Source organism: Paraburkholderia susongensis (assembly GCF_900177725.1).
Classification (GTDB): Bacteria; Pseudomonadota; Gammaproteobacteria; order Burkholderiales; family Burkholderiaceae; genus Paraburkholderia; species Paraburkholderia susongensis.
Genome location: NZ_FXAT01000018.1, coordinates 85405 through 98133 on the forward strand (window position 1 = coordinate 85405; position 12729 = coordinate 98133).

The 12729-nt window shown below is 64.2% G+C and carries 14 protein-coding genes; 7 read left to right on the forward strand and 7 right to left on the reverse strand.

Annotation, left to right across the window (positions count from 1 at the left end; all coding sequences use genetic code 11):
• Window positions 1-146: 146 nt before the first annotated feature.
• Window positions 147-698: a glycine zipper family protein gene (locus B9Z01_RS32200; RefSeq protein ID WP_085489589.1), complete on the reverse strand. Its 552-nt coding sequence runs from the start codon at window positions 696-698 to the stop codon at window positions 147-149.
• A 276-nt stretch (window positions 699-974) separates the two neighbouring features.
• Here B9Z01_RS32200 and B9Z01_RS32205 point away from each other — a divergent pair, with 276 nt between their 5' ends.
• Window positions 975-1238, forward strand: a complete 264-nt coding sequence (locus B9Z01_RS32205) for a hypothetical protein (RefSeq protein ID WP_085489590.1) — start codon at window positions 975-977, stop codon at window positions 1236-1238.
• Window positions 1239-1603: 365 nt separating this feature from the next.
• Here the strand turns inward: B9Z01_RS32205 and sodB are convergent, their stop codons facing one another.
• Both sodB and xseA read right to left on the reverse strand, forming a co-directional pair.
• Window positions 1604-2182, reverse strand: a complete 579-nt coding sequence (gene sodB, locus B9Z01_RS32210; RefSeq protein ID WP_085489591.1) for a superoxide dismutase [Fe] — start codon at window positions 2180-2182, stop codon at window positions 1604-1606.
• Window positions 2183-2418: 236 nt separating this feature from the next.
• Window positions 2419-3798 (reverse strand): exodeoxyribonuclease VII large subunit, encoded by a 1380-nt coding sequence (gene xseA / locus B9Z01_RS32215; RefSeq protein ID WP_085489592.1) that lies wholly within the window; start codon window positions 3796-3798, stop codon window positions 2419-2421.
• A gap of 567 nt (window positions 3799-4365) precedes the next feature.
• Here xseA and lpxK point away from each other — a divergent pair.
• The 5 genes from lpxK to B9Z01_RS32240 all read left to right on the forward strand — a co-directional run bounded on the left by lpxK (window position 4366) and on the right by B9Z01_RS32240 (window position 8379).
• Window positions 4366-5382 carry a tetraacyldisaccharide 4'-kinase gene (lpxK, locus tag B9Z01_RS32220; RefSeq protein WP_085489593.1) on the forward strand — a complete coding sequence of 339 codons (1017 nt, stop codon included), beginning with the start codon at window positions 4366-4368 and terminating at the stop codon, window positions 5380-5382.
• Window positions 5363-5566 (forward strand): Trm112 family protein, encoded by a 204-nt coding sequence (locus B9Z01_RS32225; protein WP_007180583.1) that lies wholly within the window; start codon window positions 5363-5365, stop codon window positions 5564-5566. The genes lpxK and B9Z01_RS32225 overlap by 20 nt, the downstream gene beginning before the upstream one ends.
• Window positions 5567-5655: 89 nt before the next feature.
• Complete coding sequence (gene kdsB / locus B9Z01_RS32230; RefSeq protein WP_085489594.1) at window positions 5656-6453, forward strand: 3-deoxy-manno-octulosonate cytidylyltransferase; 798 nt, start codon at window positions 5656-5658, stop codon at window positions 6451-6453.
• Window positions 6454-6673: 220 nt separating this feature from the next.
• Window positions 6674-7339, forward strand: coding sequence for an adenylate kinase (gene adk, locus B9Z01_RS32235; protein WP_085489595.1), 666 nt, complete (start codon window positions 6674-6676; stop codon window positions 7337-7339).
• A 281-nt stretch (window positions 7340-7620) separates the two neighbouring features.
• Window positions 7621-8379, forward strand: a complete 759-nt coding sequence (locus B9Z01_RS32240; RefSeq protein ID WP_085489596.1) for a 3-hydroxyacyl-CoA dehydrogenase — start codon at window positions 7621-7623, stop codon at window positions 8377-8379.
• A gap of 142 nt (window positions 8380-8521) precedes the next feature.
• Here the strand turns inward: B9Z01_RS32240 and B9Z01_RS32245 are convergent, their stop codons facing one another.
• From B9Z01_RS32245 to B9Z01_RS35225, 3 genes are all read right to left on the reverse strand, one after another.
• Window positions 8522-9364 (reverse strand): SirB1 family protein, encoded by an 843-nt coding sequence (locus B9Z01_RS32245; RefSeq protein ID WP_085489641.1) that lies wholly within the window; start codon window positions 9362-9364, stop codon window positions 8522-8524.
• Between the two features lie 5 nt (window positions 9365-9369).
• Window positions 9370-10920, reverse strand: a complete 1551-nt coding sequence (gene murJ / locus B9Z01_RS32250; protein ID WP_085489597.1) for a murein biosynthesis integral membrane protein MurJ — start codon at window positions 10918-10920, stop codon at window positions 9370-9372.
• A 400-nt stretch (window positions 10921-11320) separates the two neighbouring features.
• The gene (locus B9Z01_RS35225; RefSeq protein WP_143809122.1) at window positions 11321-11515 is read right to left on the reverse strand and encodes a hypothetical protein; all 195 of its coding nucleotides are present in this window, start codon (window positions 11513-11515) and stop codon (window positions 11321-11323) included.
• On the opposite strand from B9Z01_RS35225, the gene rpsT reads away from it, so the two are divergent.
• Complete coding sequence (gene rpsT, locus B9Z01_RS32255; protein WP_085489598.1) at window positions 11514-11792, forward strand: 30S ribosomal protein S20; 279 nt, start codon at window positions 11514-11516, stop codon at window positions 11790-11792. The genes B9Z01_RS35225 and rpsT overlap by 2 nt on opposite strands.
• A gap of 225 nt (window positions 11793-12017) precedes the next feature.
• On the opposite strand, the gene B9Z01_RS32260 is transcribed toward rpsT, so the two are convergent.
• Window positions 12018-12365, reverse strand: coding sequence for a DUF3579 domain-containing protein (locus B9Z01_RS32260; protein WP_085489599.1), 348 nt, complete (start codon window positions 12363-12365; stop codon window positions 12018-12020).
• Window positions 12366-12729: the final 364 nt, after the last annotated feature.

The following is a 12729-nucleotide window of genomic DNA, read 5'->3' on the forward strand; positions in this document are numbered from 1 at the left end:
GCCGCCATCGTTTCGCGCCTATCCGCCAGACATAACAGAACCGTTACAACGACTGACCGTTGTACTCACAGGCGCGGCGGATCATCCGTCAATGCCCGGACACTCCACCCGAACCTCCAGAGGATTGGCAGTGGCCACCCGGCGGCTCAGTAGTACGGATAAGGCGCATACATGACCGGCGGCGGCGCGTAATAGGGCCGAGGCGCCACGTACACCGGTTGCGGCGCGGCATAGTAAGGCTGCGGCTGCGCGATCGTGTCGCCCTTCGAGGTCATGCATTGAGCGTAGGCCGCGTCGTAGCGCGCCTGTAGACCGGCCGCCGAATACTCGGCGCCATTCGCACCGTTCGCGCCGCCGATCAGGAGACCGCTGCCCGCGCCGATGGCCGCGCCCGCACCGGCATTGCCCGCCGCCGCACCGATCAGCGCGCCGACCGCCGCGCCGCCGAGCGTGCCCAGTGCCGCGCTATTCACGCTGTTCGTGGTGGCCGCCTGCGCCGCGCCGGACGGATTGGTCGAGCGGTTCGCGTAGTCGCGGCAAGCGTAGTCATTCTGCTGGAACTGCGCGAGCGGTTCGCCGCTATGCGGCAGCGCGACTACGCTCGGACCGCTCGGTGGCACCACTGCACAACCGCCAAGCGCGAGTGCGATGACGACCGCCGGAATGGCGAGGCTGATCGATTTGTTGTTCGAAATCATGGTAGTGCACTTCAGGAAATTGGAATTTAAACGTTAGGCTAACCGATGAATTCCGTGGTTACCGGTTCGTTACAGAAAGTTTTTCGCCGTACCGCGCCTGGCTGAGCGCGCGCAGCGCAAAAAGTGGCGATCGCGCGCGTTATATCGGGTAATGCTTGTAAATGAGCTGGCAATCAAATTACGGGAAACGCGGCCTAAACTCGCGCCAGACTATCCCCGCCGCGCGCTCGCGCAGCCATGCGGTCGGCCCATATTATTGAAACGAAGGATGCCTCAATGAACCCGCTCATTCTCGCCGCGAGCGCGGCTTGCGTCGCCTGTGCGGCGCCCGTGTTCGCGCAGTCTACTGCGGCCGCGCCAAGCGACGTGCTCCAGCAACCGGCTACGAGCTATCCGAGTGCCGCGATCGCCCAGAACTTCCAGTACATCAACCACCCTCCACCGCCGCTCGCACCCGCCAGTTCAGTGAAGCCGTCAGGCGGCGGCGGCCGGGGGGGCCGGCATCGGCAGATGTCGAGCGACTCCGACTCGAGCGGCTAGGAAGCCTAAGGTAAGGAGCAGGGAGAGCAGTTAGCCAGCGCCTGGCAAATGACCGCAAAACGCGCCGGCTCATCGCCTCTGCCCCGCGTCGTGCGCACAGGGCCGCAGTTACCAACTGTGACAATCTTTCGGCTGGAACTCATCGGAAAGACACGCGCCGATGATGCCGGAAGCAGCCCTCGAACCTCAAAGCGGAATCCAAACCTGTGACGTGAGCCCAAAGCCCGGCCCCACAAAAACAGAAAGCCCTCACACAGGAGGGCTTTCGTTTTTCGCTACCGTTGCCGTCGCAACCGCGACAGTCGGTTCAGGCTACCCGGACCTCATCGCGTCATGCCGCGAGATCACACGGTAACCCGCGTGTCTCACGCGAAATTCTTCGCCGCGAATTCCCAGTTGACGATGTTCCAGTACGCTTCGACGAACTTCGGACGCGCATTGCGATAGTCGATGTAGTAAGCGTGTTCCCACACGTCGATCGTCAGCAGCGGCTTTGCGTCGGTGGTGAGCGGCGTCGCTGCGTTGCTCGTCGACACGAGGTCGAGCGAACCGTCCGCCTTCTTCACGAGCCATGCCCAGCCCGAGCCGAACGTGCCAACCGCGGTCTTGGCGAATTCTTCCTTGAACTTGTCGAACGAACCCCACTTCGCGTTGATCGCGTCGGCGAGCTTGCCGCTCGGCGCACCGCCACCTTGCGGCGACAGGCTGTTCCAGAAGAACGTGTGATTCCACACCTGAGCCGAGTTGTTGAACACGCCGCCCGACGACTTCTTGACGATCTCTTCCAGCGACAGGTTTTCGAACTCCGTGCCCTTGATCAGATTGTTCAGGTTGGTCACATAGGTCTGGTGATGCTTGCCGTAGTGAAACTCGAGCGTCTCTTCCGACATGTGCGGGACGAGCGCGTTTTTCGCGAACGGCAGCGGCGGGAGCGTATGTTCCATGGTGCTTTCCTTCTCTGTATCTGTTGTGGGGAGTCTGCGGATGACGCTATCGAGCACTCGATTGTAGGCGAGTTGGAATAACCCCGCAAACCAACGGACTTTATGCCCAGTATGGCAAAGATGCCGCGTATAAAGCCGTCAAAGCGGGGTCGCACGGCGCGTGCCTGGCTTGCCTAAAGACACACGCGACACACGCGACACACGCGGACACGCGCGTGTCGTTCGGTGCACCAACGTCAGAAACCGTCGGTGAGACGCGCCTGCACGTCGGCGAGCGCGATGTCGGCCGAGCCTTCGGCGAGATGCATCGTCAGGCGCCGTCCCGGTTTCAGTGACGAGGGAGAGCGGACTGCACGGCCGCTCTGCGCGTCGAGCACGGCGGCATAACCGCGCTCGAGCGTGCGCTGCGGGCTCAGCACTTCGAGCCGCCCGGCCAGCGTGCCGATACGCGCAACCCGACGTTCATACTGGTGTAACCATGCCGTGTTCAGACGTTGCGCGGAATTGTCGAGCCGCGCGCGCCCGGAAGCGAGATCCGGACGCCAGCGCTGCCAGCGCATCTGCAACAGCGAAAACCGCGCTCGCGCGTCGCGCACCGGACGCGAGCCCGCCGAGGCGAGCCGCGCGCTCAGTTGCTGCAGATGCATGCGTTGCCGCGCGAGACGCTCGGCCGGCGACACGAGCCGGCGCGAAAGCCAGTCGAGTTGCTGCGCGCGCCGCTCCATCATGCGGCCGAACGCGCGTGCGAGTGTCGCGTGCCGGTGATCGAGTTCGCGCAGCAGCAGCACGCGCTGCGGGCTCACGAGTTCGGCGGCGCCGGTCGGCGTCGGTGCGCGCACGTCGGCGGCGAAATCGGCAATCGTGAAATCAGTTTCGTGACCGACGCCGCTCACCACCGGAATCGCGCTCTCCGCGATCGCGCGCGCGAGCACTTCTTCGTTGAAGGCCCACAGGTCCTCAATCGAGCCGCCGCCGCGGCACACGATCAGCACGTCGACCTCGCGCCGCGCGCCAGCGGCCTCGACCATCGCGGCGAGCTTCGCGCTCACGCCCGCGCCCTGCACGGGCGCCGGATAAACGATCACGGGAATATGCGGCGCGCGGCGCGACAGCGTGGTCAGCACGTCGCGCAGCGCGGCCGCCTGCAGCGACGTGACGATGCCGATGGCGCGCGGATGCGCCGGCAACGCGCGCTTGCGCTCGGCGGCAAACAGGCCTTCGGCTTCGAGCTGCGCCTTCAGCCGCAGAAACGCCTCGTAGAGACGCCCCTGACCGGTGCGGCGCACGGCCTCCACGTTCAGTTGCAGCTCGCCGCGCGGCTCGTACATCGTGACGAGCGCGCGCACTTCGATGCGGTCGCCTTCGCGCGGCATGAATTCGGCGTATTGCGCACGGCCGCGAAACATCACACAGCGCATCTGCGCCTGCGCGTCCTTGATCGAGAAATACCAATGACCGCTCGCGGCGCGCGTGAAGTTCGACACCTCGCCTGCGACCCAGACGAGCGGAAACGAGCGTTCGAGCATCGAGCCGATCGCGCGATTGAGCGCGGAAACGGGAACGACGACTTCACCACCGGGCGTCGCCGGCGAAGAAAAAGGGCTTTCGGGATTCATGCGAGGAATAAGTAGGACTGGCCGGACAGACGATAGACCGACCGGCCATCGGCGTCCAGCGTCACGGCATGATTGTTAAAAGTGTCCACATGGCGGGAACCACCTGACGAATTCCGCCAGAACGCCCGCCAGCGCTGATGAATTCGAAGCATGCCATTGATTTATATGGCGTTTATATCTCGACAAGAACGTAGCGCACCGATCCAGAGCGCGCGGAACGGCCCTTTCGGGCGATTGAGGGGTAGGTTCTCCACAAAGTTATCCACAGGCTGTGGATGTCGCCGGAAAACGTAGGCAGGCGCTACGCGACTTGCCGGGCGGGACGCCCGCGCGCTAGAGTGGCGGGTTGCACGGCATGCCGGACATGCCGCTAACGCCGCGAAGCGGGCCGTTGCGGCACGCTGTCCGGCAAGCGCGGCCCTTGCCGCCGCGTCATTTTTCGCCTCACCACACGATTGCCCGGAGAACCGCGTTGATGCTGACCCCGCGCATTGCGCATGACGCCTTCACGATGCCGCGCCGCCCTCGTCCGGCGCACGGCGCGCAGCCCATGCCCGCAACCCGCCCATGAGCACACTCAACGATCGTCTCGAAGCGCGCCTCGCTCGCGAGTGGCAACGACGCGGACCGCTCGCGTGGGCGCTGACGCCGCTCGCGTGCGTGTTCGGCGCGATCGCGGCCGCGCGCCGCGCGGCCTTCTCGTTCGGCTGGTTGAAGTCGGTGCGCATCGGTGTGCCGGTGGTCGTGGTCGGCAACGTGACGGTCGGCGGCACCGGCAAAACGCCGACCGTGATCGCGCTCGTCGAAGCGTTGCGCGCCGCGGGCTTCGCGCCGGGTATCGTGTCGCGCGGCTACGGCGCGCGCGTGAGCACGCCGACGCCGGTCACACCCGATTCTCCGGCAAGCGTAGGCGGCGACGAACCGCTGCTGATCGCACGCCGCACCGGCGCGCCGGTGTGGGTCTGTCCGGATCGCGTCGCGGCCGCTCAGGCGCTGTGCGCCGCGCACCGCGACATCGACGTGATCGTCAGCGACGATGGCCTGCAGCACTACCGCCTCGCGCGCGACGTCGAACTCGTCGTATTCGATCACCGGCTCGGCGGCAACGGCTTCCTGCTGCCCGCCGGGCCATTGCGCGAGCCGCTCTCGCGCCGCCGCGACGCGACGCTCATCAACGATCCGTATGCGCGCACGCTGCCCGCGTGGCCGAACACGTTCGCGCTGCAACTCGCGCCTGCCGACGCGTGGCATCTCGACAATCCCGCGCTGCGCCGCCCGCTCGCGCAATTCGCCGGTCAGCGCGTGCTGGCCGCGGCCGGCATCGGTGCGCCGGAGCGCTTTTTCGCGACGCTGCGCGCCGCCGGCCTCACGCCCGCGACCCGCGCGCTGCCCGATCACTACGCCTTCGAGCGCAATCCGTTCACCGATGTGGACGCCGATGCGATCCTGATAACGGAAAAGGATGCGGTAAAATTGGGGGCCTGGCACGATGCGCGCATCTGGGTAGTCCCGGTCGAAGCCGCGCTCGATCATCGCCTCACTGCATTAGTTGTGGAGAAAGTCCGTGGACGCTCGCCTGCTTGAAATCCTCGTCTGCCCGATCTGCAAGGGCCCGCTCAGCTACGACCGCGCCGCGCAGGAGCTGATCTGCAACGCGGACAAGCTCGCCTATCCGATTCGCGACGGCATCCCCGTGATGCTGGTCGACGAAGCACGGCAGACCGTTGAAGGCACGCCGGTCGATCTGAACCCGGGTTCGGTCGCCTGAAGCTGTCCGGCAGCGCGAAGCCGTGATGCGCGCGGTCTCGCGCAAGTCCCTCCCGTCATCCGCCGCCTTTATCCGCCGTCTTTCATCCGATGACCCACGCCACTGCCACTCAGCCGTTCATCGCCGTCGTGCCGGCCCGCCTCGCGTCGACGCGTCTGCCCAACAAGCCGCTCGCGGACATCGGCGGCAAGCCGATGGTGGTGCGGGTCGCGGAGCGCGCACGCGAATCGGGCGCACAGCAGGTGCTGATCGCCTCGGACGCGCAGGAAGTGCTCGACGCGGCACATGACCACGGCTTCGACGCAGTGCTCACGCGCGCCGATCATCCATCGGGCACGGACCGTCTCGCGGAAGTCGCGACGCGCTTCGGCTGGAGCGACGAGACGATCGTCGTCAACGTGCAGGGCGACGAGCCGCTGATCGACCCGGCGCTCGTGCGCGGCGTCGCCTCGCATCTCGCGGCAACGGGCGGCTGCGTGATCGCTACCGCCGCGCATCCGATTACCGATCCCGCCGAAATTTTCAATCCGAACGTCGTCAAGGTCGTGCCCGATGCGCGCGGCGTCGCGTTGTATTTCTCGCGCGCGCCGATCCCCTGGGCACGCGACGCGTGGCAGCCGCACTGGCCCAACGTCGCGTCGATGCCCGCGCCGCCCGCACCCGCCATCGTGTACCGGCATATCGGCCTCTATGCGTATCGCGCGAAATTCCTGCGCACGTACCCGAGTCTCGCCATCTCGCCGATCGAGCAGGTCGAAGCGCTCGAACAGCTTCGCGCGATGTGGCATGGCGAACGCATCGCCGTGCTCGTCACGCAGGACGTACCGTTGCCCGGGGTCGACACACCCGCCGATCTCGCCCGTGTACGGGCTTTATTCGGGTCTTGAGCGCGGGAAGCCGTGGCATAATCGGGCGGCTATGCACGCCTCCCATGACAGGCGACACCCAGGGTTGTCCCGGTCGCACCGTTGACGTTTTGCAGCGCCGTCGTTTCCGACGTGCAGCGCGAAACATGAAACGGCAGCCGACGCGGGCTCTTCGGAGAGTCGGAGTCGCCGGGGTAGTTGCCGCGTCACCAAAGAATTCACATAGATCTGGAGATATCACATGCGTTTGATCCTGTTAGGTGCACCGGGCGCCGGCAAGGGCACTCAGGCAAACTTCATCAAGGAAAAATTCGGCATTCCGCAAATTTCCACGGGCGACATGCTGCGCGCGGCCGTCAAGGCAGGCACGCCGCTCGGCCTCGAGGCGAAGCGCTTCATGGACGCGGGCGAGCTGGTCACGGACGAGCTCATCATCAACCTCGTGAAAGAGCGTCTGCAGCAGCCGGACTGCGCGAGCGGCTATCTGTTCGACGGCTTTCCGCGCACCATTCCGCAAGCCGAGGCGATGAAACAGGCCGACGTCGCGATCGACTATGTGCTGGAGATCGACGTGCCGTTCGACGAGATCATCACGCGCATGAGCGGCCGCCGCTCGCACCCGGCGTCGGGCCGCACGTATCACGTCAAGTTCAATCCGCCGAAAGTCGAAGGCCGTGACGATGTGACCGGCGAACCGCTGATCCAGCGCGACGACGACAAGGAAGAAACGGTCAAGAAGCGCCTCGAAGTGTACGAGTCGCAAACCAAGCCGCTGATCGACTACTACAACAACTGGGCGAAGAACGGCGACGCGTCGAGCCAACTGAAGGCACCGCAATACCGCCGTATTTCGGGCCTTGGCAGTGTCGAGGAAATTCGCGCCCGCGCGTTCGACGCGCTCAAGTAAGCGCGCGTTGTCCGTTATTCGCGTTTGATGAAAAACCCGCCCGCGCTGGCGGGTTTTTCATTGGCGCGCATTGATCGGGACGCCACGGAACGTTATCGAGCAAAGGCGGCACGCGGCGAGAATGAGTTGCTTTCCGTCCCGGTGCGCTTGCACCGCGGTCTGCCTCATGAGCCGCAACGCCAACCGCTGCGCTTTCCGCATCGCAGCACAGTCATTACAATCGATCGTCGAACATGGATTCGAACGAGACAGCACTGAATAACCGTAGCAAAGGAGAAGACATGGAGATTCGCGACAACGTGTTCCTGATCACCGGCGGTGCATCGGGTCTGGGCGCCGCCACCGCGCGCCTGATCGCTGAAAACGGCGGCAAGGTCGTGCTCGCCGACCTCAATCTCGACGCGGGCGAAGCGCTCGCGAAGGAACTCGGCGGCGTGTTCGTCAAATGCGACGTGAGCCGCGAAGAAGACGCGACGCAGGCCGTCGAAGCCGCGACGAAGCTCGGCACGCTGCGTGGTCTCGTCAATTGCGCGGGTGTCGCGCCGGCTGCGAAAACGGTCGGCAAAGACGGCCCGCATCCGCTCGATCTGTTCGCGCGCACGATCTCGATCAATCTGATCGGCACGTTCAACATGATCCGGCTCGCCGCGACGGCGATGTCGAAGAACGAACCGAACGCGCATGGCGAGCGTGGCGTCATCATCAACACCGCGTCGGTCGCCGCGTACGACGGCCAGATCGGCCAGGCCGCCTACTCGGCGTCGAAGGGCGGCGTGGTCGGCATGACGCTGCCGATCGCGCGCGACCTGTCGCGCAACGCGATCCGCGTCATGACGATCGCCCCTGGCATCTTCGAAACGCCGATGCTGCTCGGCATGCCGCAGGAAGTGCAGGACGCGCTCGGTGCGATGGTGCCGTTCCCCCCGCGCCTCGGCAAACCGGCGGAATACGCGATGCTCGCCAAGCAGATCTTCGACAATCCGATGTTGAATGGCGAAGTGATCCGTCTGGACGGCGCGATCCGCATGCAGCCGAAGTGATGGCCGCCTGACTCGCCGTGCCGGGAGCGCATCGCGCGGCACATGCGGCACGGAGCGAAAAAAACGCCTGCACATGACTCATGTGCAGGCGTTCCTTTTTATGCAGACAAAAAAACGAAACTAAAAACGAAGCTGCGCGCGGCTACTCGCCGTTGTCATGCCGCGCGCGCTGACGCAGTTCATGCAGTTGCGACTCGACCACCGTCGCATCTTCCGCATCGGGCCGGTCACCGAGATAGCTTTCGAGGTCTTCGAGCGCGGGACGCAGATAATCGAGCCGCGCATACGCGAAGCCACGATCACGCACTTCCTCGATATTGTCCGGCAACAGGATCACGAGGCGCTGCTGCACCGCGAGCAACCGCTGCCAGCGCTCGGTCTGCAAATAGACCGCTTTCAGATTGCGCAGCATCCGCGCGATGATCTCGCGGCGCGTGGCCGGCTGCAGCAACATACGCAGCGCGCGGCCGATCGAATCGCCGGCCGAAGCCACGTACGGCTCCAGCATCTCCACCATCTGCGCCTCGGACAGCGAATGGCCGGTGGTGGGGTCGAGCATCACGTCGCCGTCGGGGGTGGTCACGCGCAGCAGGAAGTGGCCCGGAAACGACACGCCGCGCACTGGAATGCCAACCTGTTCGGCCATCTCCAGATACAGCACCGCCAGTGAAATCGGAATGCCGCGGCGCCGCTTCAGCACGACGTTCAGGTGGCTGTTGTCGGGGTCGTAGTAATCGTTGAGGTTGCTCGCGAAGCCAAGTTCGCGAAAAAAGAACCGGTTCAGCACACCGACCTTCTGGCGGATATCGGCGTCGTCCGGCATGCGGCGGCGCAGACGCAGCACCAGTTCGTCGATTTCGGCAAGCACCGCCTGCAGATCGAGGTCGGGATAGGCGTCCTGCCCGAGCGAGAGCGCCGCCTCGGTCAGCGGCAGGCTTTCGTCCTCGGCGACGAGCGTACTGAAATAATCGAGAACCCGCGTCATCGTGATCACTTCACTCGCCTTTTGAAATACGCGTACTTGAAGCCCATCAGCCAAAGCATACCGAAATATAGCGCGGCAAACAGCACGAGACATGCGCCGAGCAGCACGATGCGATCGACCGGCTGGCTATGCATCGCGATCCAGTCGAAGCTGATCGCGAGCCAGTGCATCACCCCGGCAAGGACGAGGCACGCGCCGAGCAGTTGCACGAAGAATTTGAGCCAGCCGCTCGACGGCATATAAATGCCGCGCTTGCGCAGACCAAAGAACAGCAGCAACGCGTTCACGCAGGCACCGAGCCCGACGCTCAGCGTCAGACCCGCATGCGCGAACACCGGCACGAATACGTAGTTGCTCAACTGCGTGACGATCAGCACGCCGATGCCGATCTTCACCGGCGTCTTGATGTCCTGCTTCGCATAGAAGCCTGGCGCGAGAATCTTGATCAGGATCAGGCCGATCAGGCCGACACCGTACGCGGACAGCGCGCGGCTCACCATCACGACCGAGTTGCCGTCGAACTTGCCGTAGTTGAACAGCACGGCGGTCAGCGGCTGCGCGAAGAAGAACAGCGCAACCGCGCTCGGCGCCGCGAGCAGGAAGGTCACACGCAGGCCCCAGTCGAGCAGCGACGAATACTCGTGCGGATCGGCGTCGACATGCGCCTTCGAGAGACTCGGCAGCAAAATCGTGCCGAGCGCGACGCCGAGCAGCGCGGTCGGAAACTCCATGAGCCGGTCGGCGTAATTGATCCACGACACCGCGCCGGGGCCGATGTGCGACGCGATGTTCGTGTTGATGATGAGGCTGATCTGCGCGACCGACACCGCGAACATCGCGGGCACCATCTTCGAGAGCACCCGCTTCACGCCGCGATGCGCGAGCGCGCGCAGCGGGTTCAGGCCGATGCGCGGCACCATGTCGATCTTCTTCAGGCCCGGCAACTGCACGACGAACTGCAGCACGCCGCCGACGATCACCGCCCACGCGAGCGCATAGACCGGCGTTTGCAGACGCGGCGCGACGAACACCGCCGCGGCGATGAACGCGATATTCAGCAGCACCGGCGCGAACGCGGGCAGCGAGAAGTTCTTGTACGTATTCAGCACGCCCGACGCGAGCGACGTCAGCGAGATGAAAATGATGTACGGGAACATGATGCGCGTCATCGCGACCGCGAGATCGTACGCGTGGCCCTCGTGCGCGAGGCCCGACGCGACGACGAACACCACGCCCGACGCGCCGAGCACGCCGATCACCGACAGCACGGCGAGCGCCCACGCGAGCACGGTCGAGGTCGCGTCGACGAGCGCCTTGGTGGCGTCGTGGCCTTGCTGGTTCTTGAACTCGGCGAGGATCGGCACGAAGGCCTGCGAGAACGCGCCTTCGGCGGAAATGCGGCGCAGCAGGTTGGGAATGCGAAAGGCGACGTAGAACGCGTCAGTGTATTGACTGGCGCCGAACGCACGGGCGATCAGCGTTTCACGGGCCAGTCCGGTCACGCGCGACAGCAGCGTGAAGCCGCTGACCGTCAGCAGGGCTCGGAATAGATTCATGGGGCGCTTATTATACGGGTGCCGCAAGTGCGGACGACGAGCCGGAACGCGATTCGGACCGATTTGCCGCGCGGACGTTCGCACAGATTGGCTACAAAGCGCGTTTTTCGGGCTCTTCCGTGTTTTTCTGGCCTGGTGGGCGGGTTTGATTCCCTTTTCTCTCGCGACCGGGTTTCGTGCCCAGACTTCGCGCATGCGCCCCACGCGCTCTGGCCCCGCTCTGGCCCCCTCCCCTGTTGGCACTGCGGCGCAACCAAGCCCGGACTACGGGTTCCCGGTATGGCGCCGCGGCGCTGGTGTTGCGTTGTCACGCATCGCCGTTGCCACGTGCCTGATTTTGTTGCTATAATCGTCGGTTTCGAAGCTCGCTCGGTTTTCGAACGGTTTTTGGACGAGATTCTCAGGTCGGTGCTTCGCCACCTGTCAATACATCCAACAACCGGGAATACGGGCCCGCCTTCGCGTAGTTCGATCGATTTTTTCGACACTTTTTTGCGCCCTTGGGCAATCGCTTCCAAGGGTTCGGATCGAGAAGCAGCACCTCGCCTCCTGAAGGGCGGGTACTGGAAACAGGAACAGGATAAGGAACCGTCATGGCTAACTCCGCACAAGCACGCAAGCGCGCCCGCCAGGCCGCCAAGGCAAACTCGCACAACTCGGCACTGCGCTCGAAGTTCCGCACGGCTATCAAGGCTGTCCGCAAGGCAATCGACGCAGGCGAGCAGGCCAAGGCCGCTGAAATCTTCAAGGCATCGTCGAAGACCATCGACATCATCGCCGACAAGAACATCATTCACAAGAACAAGGCTGCTCGCCATAAGAGCCGCCTCGCTGCAGCCATCAAGGGTCTGCAAGCGCCCGCCGCGCAGTAATTCCGGTCGGCCCGCTTCGGCGGGCCACCTCCTGTTTCCGCTGCACGAGAAGCCCGCTTTGGCGGGCTTCTTTGTTTTCGGCTCACCGCTCCCGCCACGGTTGCGCCGCGCCTCGCCGGCTATCCAGCCCAACGCTCGAGTCGTGAAACCTGAACCATGCATGGCTTGAGCGACAAAAAAACCGCCACTGGCGGTTTTTCTTCATACTCGGCCCGTTGCGCCTGATTAGCGCGTATTTTGGGCCGCAGACTCCGTGTCGTGATGATCGAGCTGCAATTCGCACGCCTCGGTCACGACGAGGTCGTTGTCTTTTGCGAAGTTGAGCACGAAATCGAAGGCCATTGGTTCGATGTCACGCAAACGCGAATCGAGAATGACGCATTTGAGGTCGCCGATCATGGTCGGCCGGACGTACAGCGAGTACTGCATATAGGCGTTCGGGCCCTTCCTCACACCGGGCCCGAAGCACGACATCACGCCCGCGAGCCGCTCCGACCAATCGCTCGGCCGAAACTTTTTCCCGGTCGACGTGATGCCTTGAATGAAATATTCGATTGGAGCTGCTTCGGCCATGTAGGAATACCTGTGTGACTGCCCTGCGGAATGACGGCAAGCCAGCGCCATGCCGGCCGTGGCCCGGACTCGCCGCAGCCGCGGCATGCACGGCAAGCGCTTGCGACCGCCCGCGACATAAGCTGGCGCTAACGCAACAATGACGAACCGAACGACGAGAACCGCTGCTGGGAACCGGCTGAACCGCCCTGGCGCCTGCCATGACGGCCAGGCCGTGACAGACTTTCCGCACCATGCGAGCCGCGTTTCCGTATGCGAAACGCTGGTCCGCCGGGCTTGGGATAACCCTGAGATTATAGCGCAGCGGACCTTTTCCCGCAGCGCACACAAGCGCGCGCCGATGCCTTCGCGACGCTTTCGGACG

Excerpts from the sequence above, each read along its gene's own strand:
- B9Z01_RS32240 (WP_085489596.1), top strand. The coding sequence starts at position 7,621 with ATGGAGATTCGCGACAACGTGTTCCTGATCACCGGCGGTGCATCGGGT.
- murJ (WP_085489597.1), bottom strand. The coding sequence starts at position 10,920 with ATGAATCTATTCCGAGCCCTGCTGACGGTCAGCGGCTTCACGCTGCTG.
- adk (WP_085489595.1), top strand. The coding sequence starts at position 6,674 with ATGCGTTTGATCCTGTTAGGTGCACCGGGCGCCGGCAAGGGCACTCAG.
- kdsB (WP_085489594.1), top strand. The coding sequence starts at position 5,656 with ATGACCCACGCCACTGCCACTCAGCCGTTCATCGCCGTCGTGCCGGCC.
- B9Z01_RS35225 (WP_143809122.1), bottom strand. The coding sequence starts at position 11,515 with ATGACGGTTCCTTATCCTGTTCCTGTTTCCAGTACCCGCCCTTCAGGA.
- B9Z01_RS32245 (WP_085489641.1), bottom strand. The coding sequence starts at position 9,364 with ATGACGCGGGTTCTCGATTATTTCAGTACGCTCGTCGCCGAGGACGAA.
- sodB (WP_085489591.1), bottom strand. The coding sequence starts at position 2,182 with ATGGAACATACGCTCCCGCCGCTGCCGTTCGCGAAAAACGCGCTCGTC.
- B9Z01_RS32200 (WP_085489589.1), bottom strand. The coding sequence starts at position 698 with ATGATTTCGAACAACAAATCGATCAGCCTCGCCATTCCGGCGGTCGTC.
- lpxK (WP_085489593.1), top strand. The coding sequence starts at position 4,366 with ATGAGCACACTCAACGATCGTCTCGAAGCGCGCCTCGCTCGCGAGTGG.
- rpsT (WP_085489598.1), top strand. The coding sequence starts at position 11,514 with ATGGCTAACTCCGCACAAGCACGCAAGCGCGCCCGCCAGGCCGCCAAG.
- B9Z01_RS32205 (WP_085489590.1), top strand. The coding sequence starts at position 975 with ATGAACCCGCTCATTCTCGCCGCGAGCGCGGCTTGCGTCGCCTGTGCG.
- B9Z01_RS32260 (WP_085489599.1), bottom strand. The coding sequence starts at position 12,365 with ATGGCCGAAGCAGCTCCAATCGAATATTTCATTCAAGGCATCACGTCG.
- xseA (WP_085489592.1), bottom strand. The coding sequence starts at position 3,798 with ATGAATCCCGAAAGCCCTTTTTCTTCGCCGGCGACGCCCGGTGGTGAA.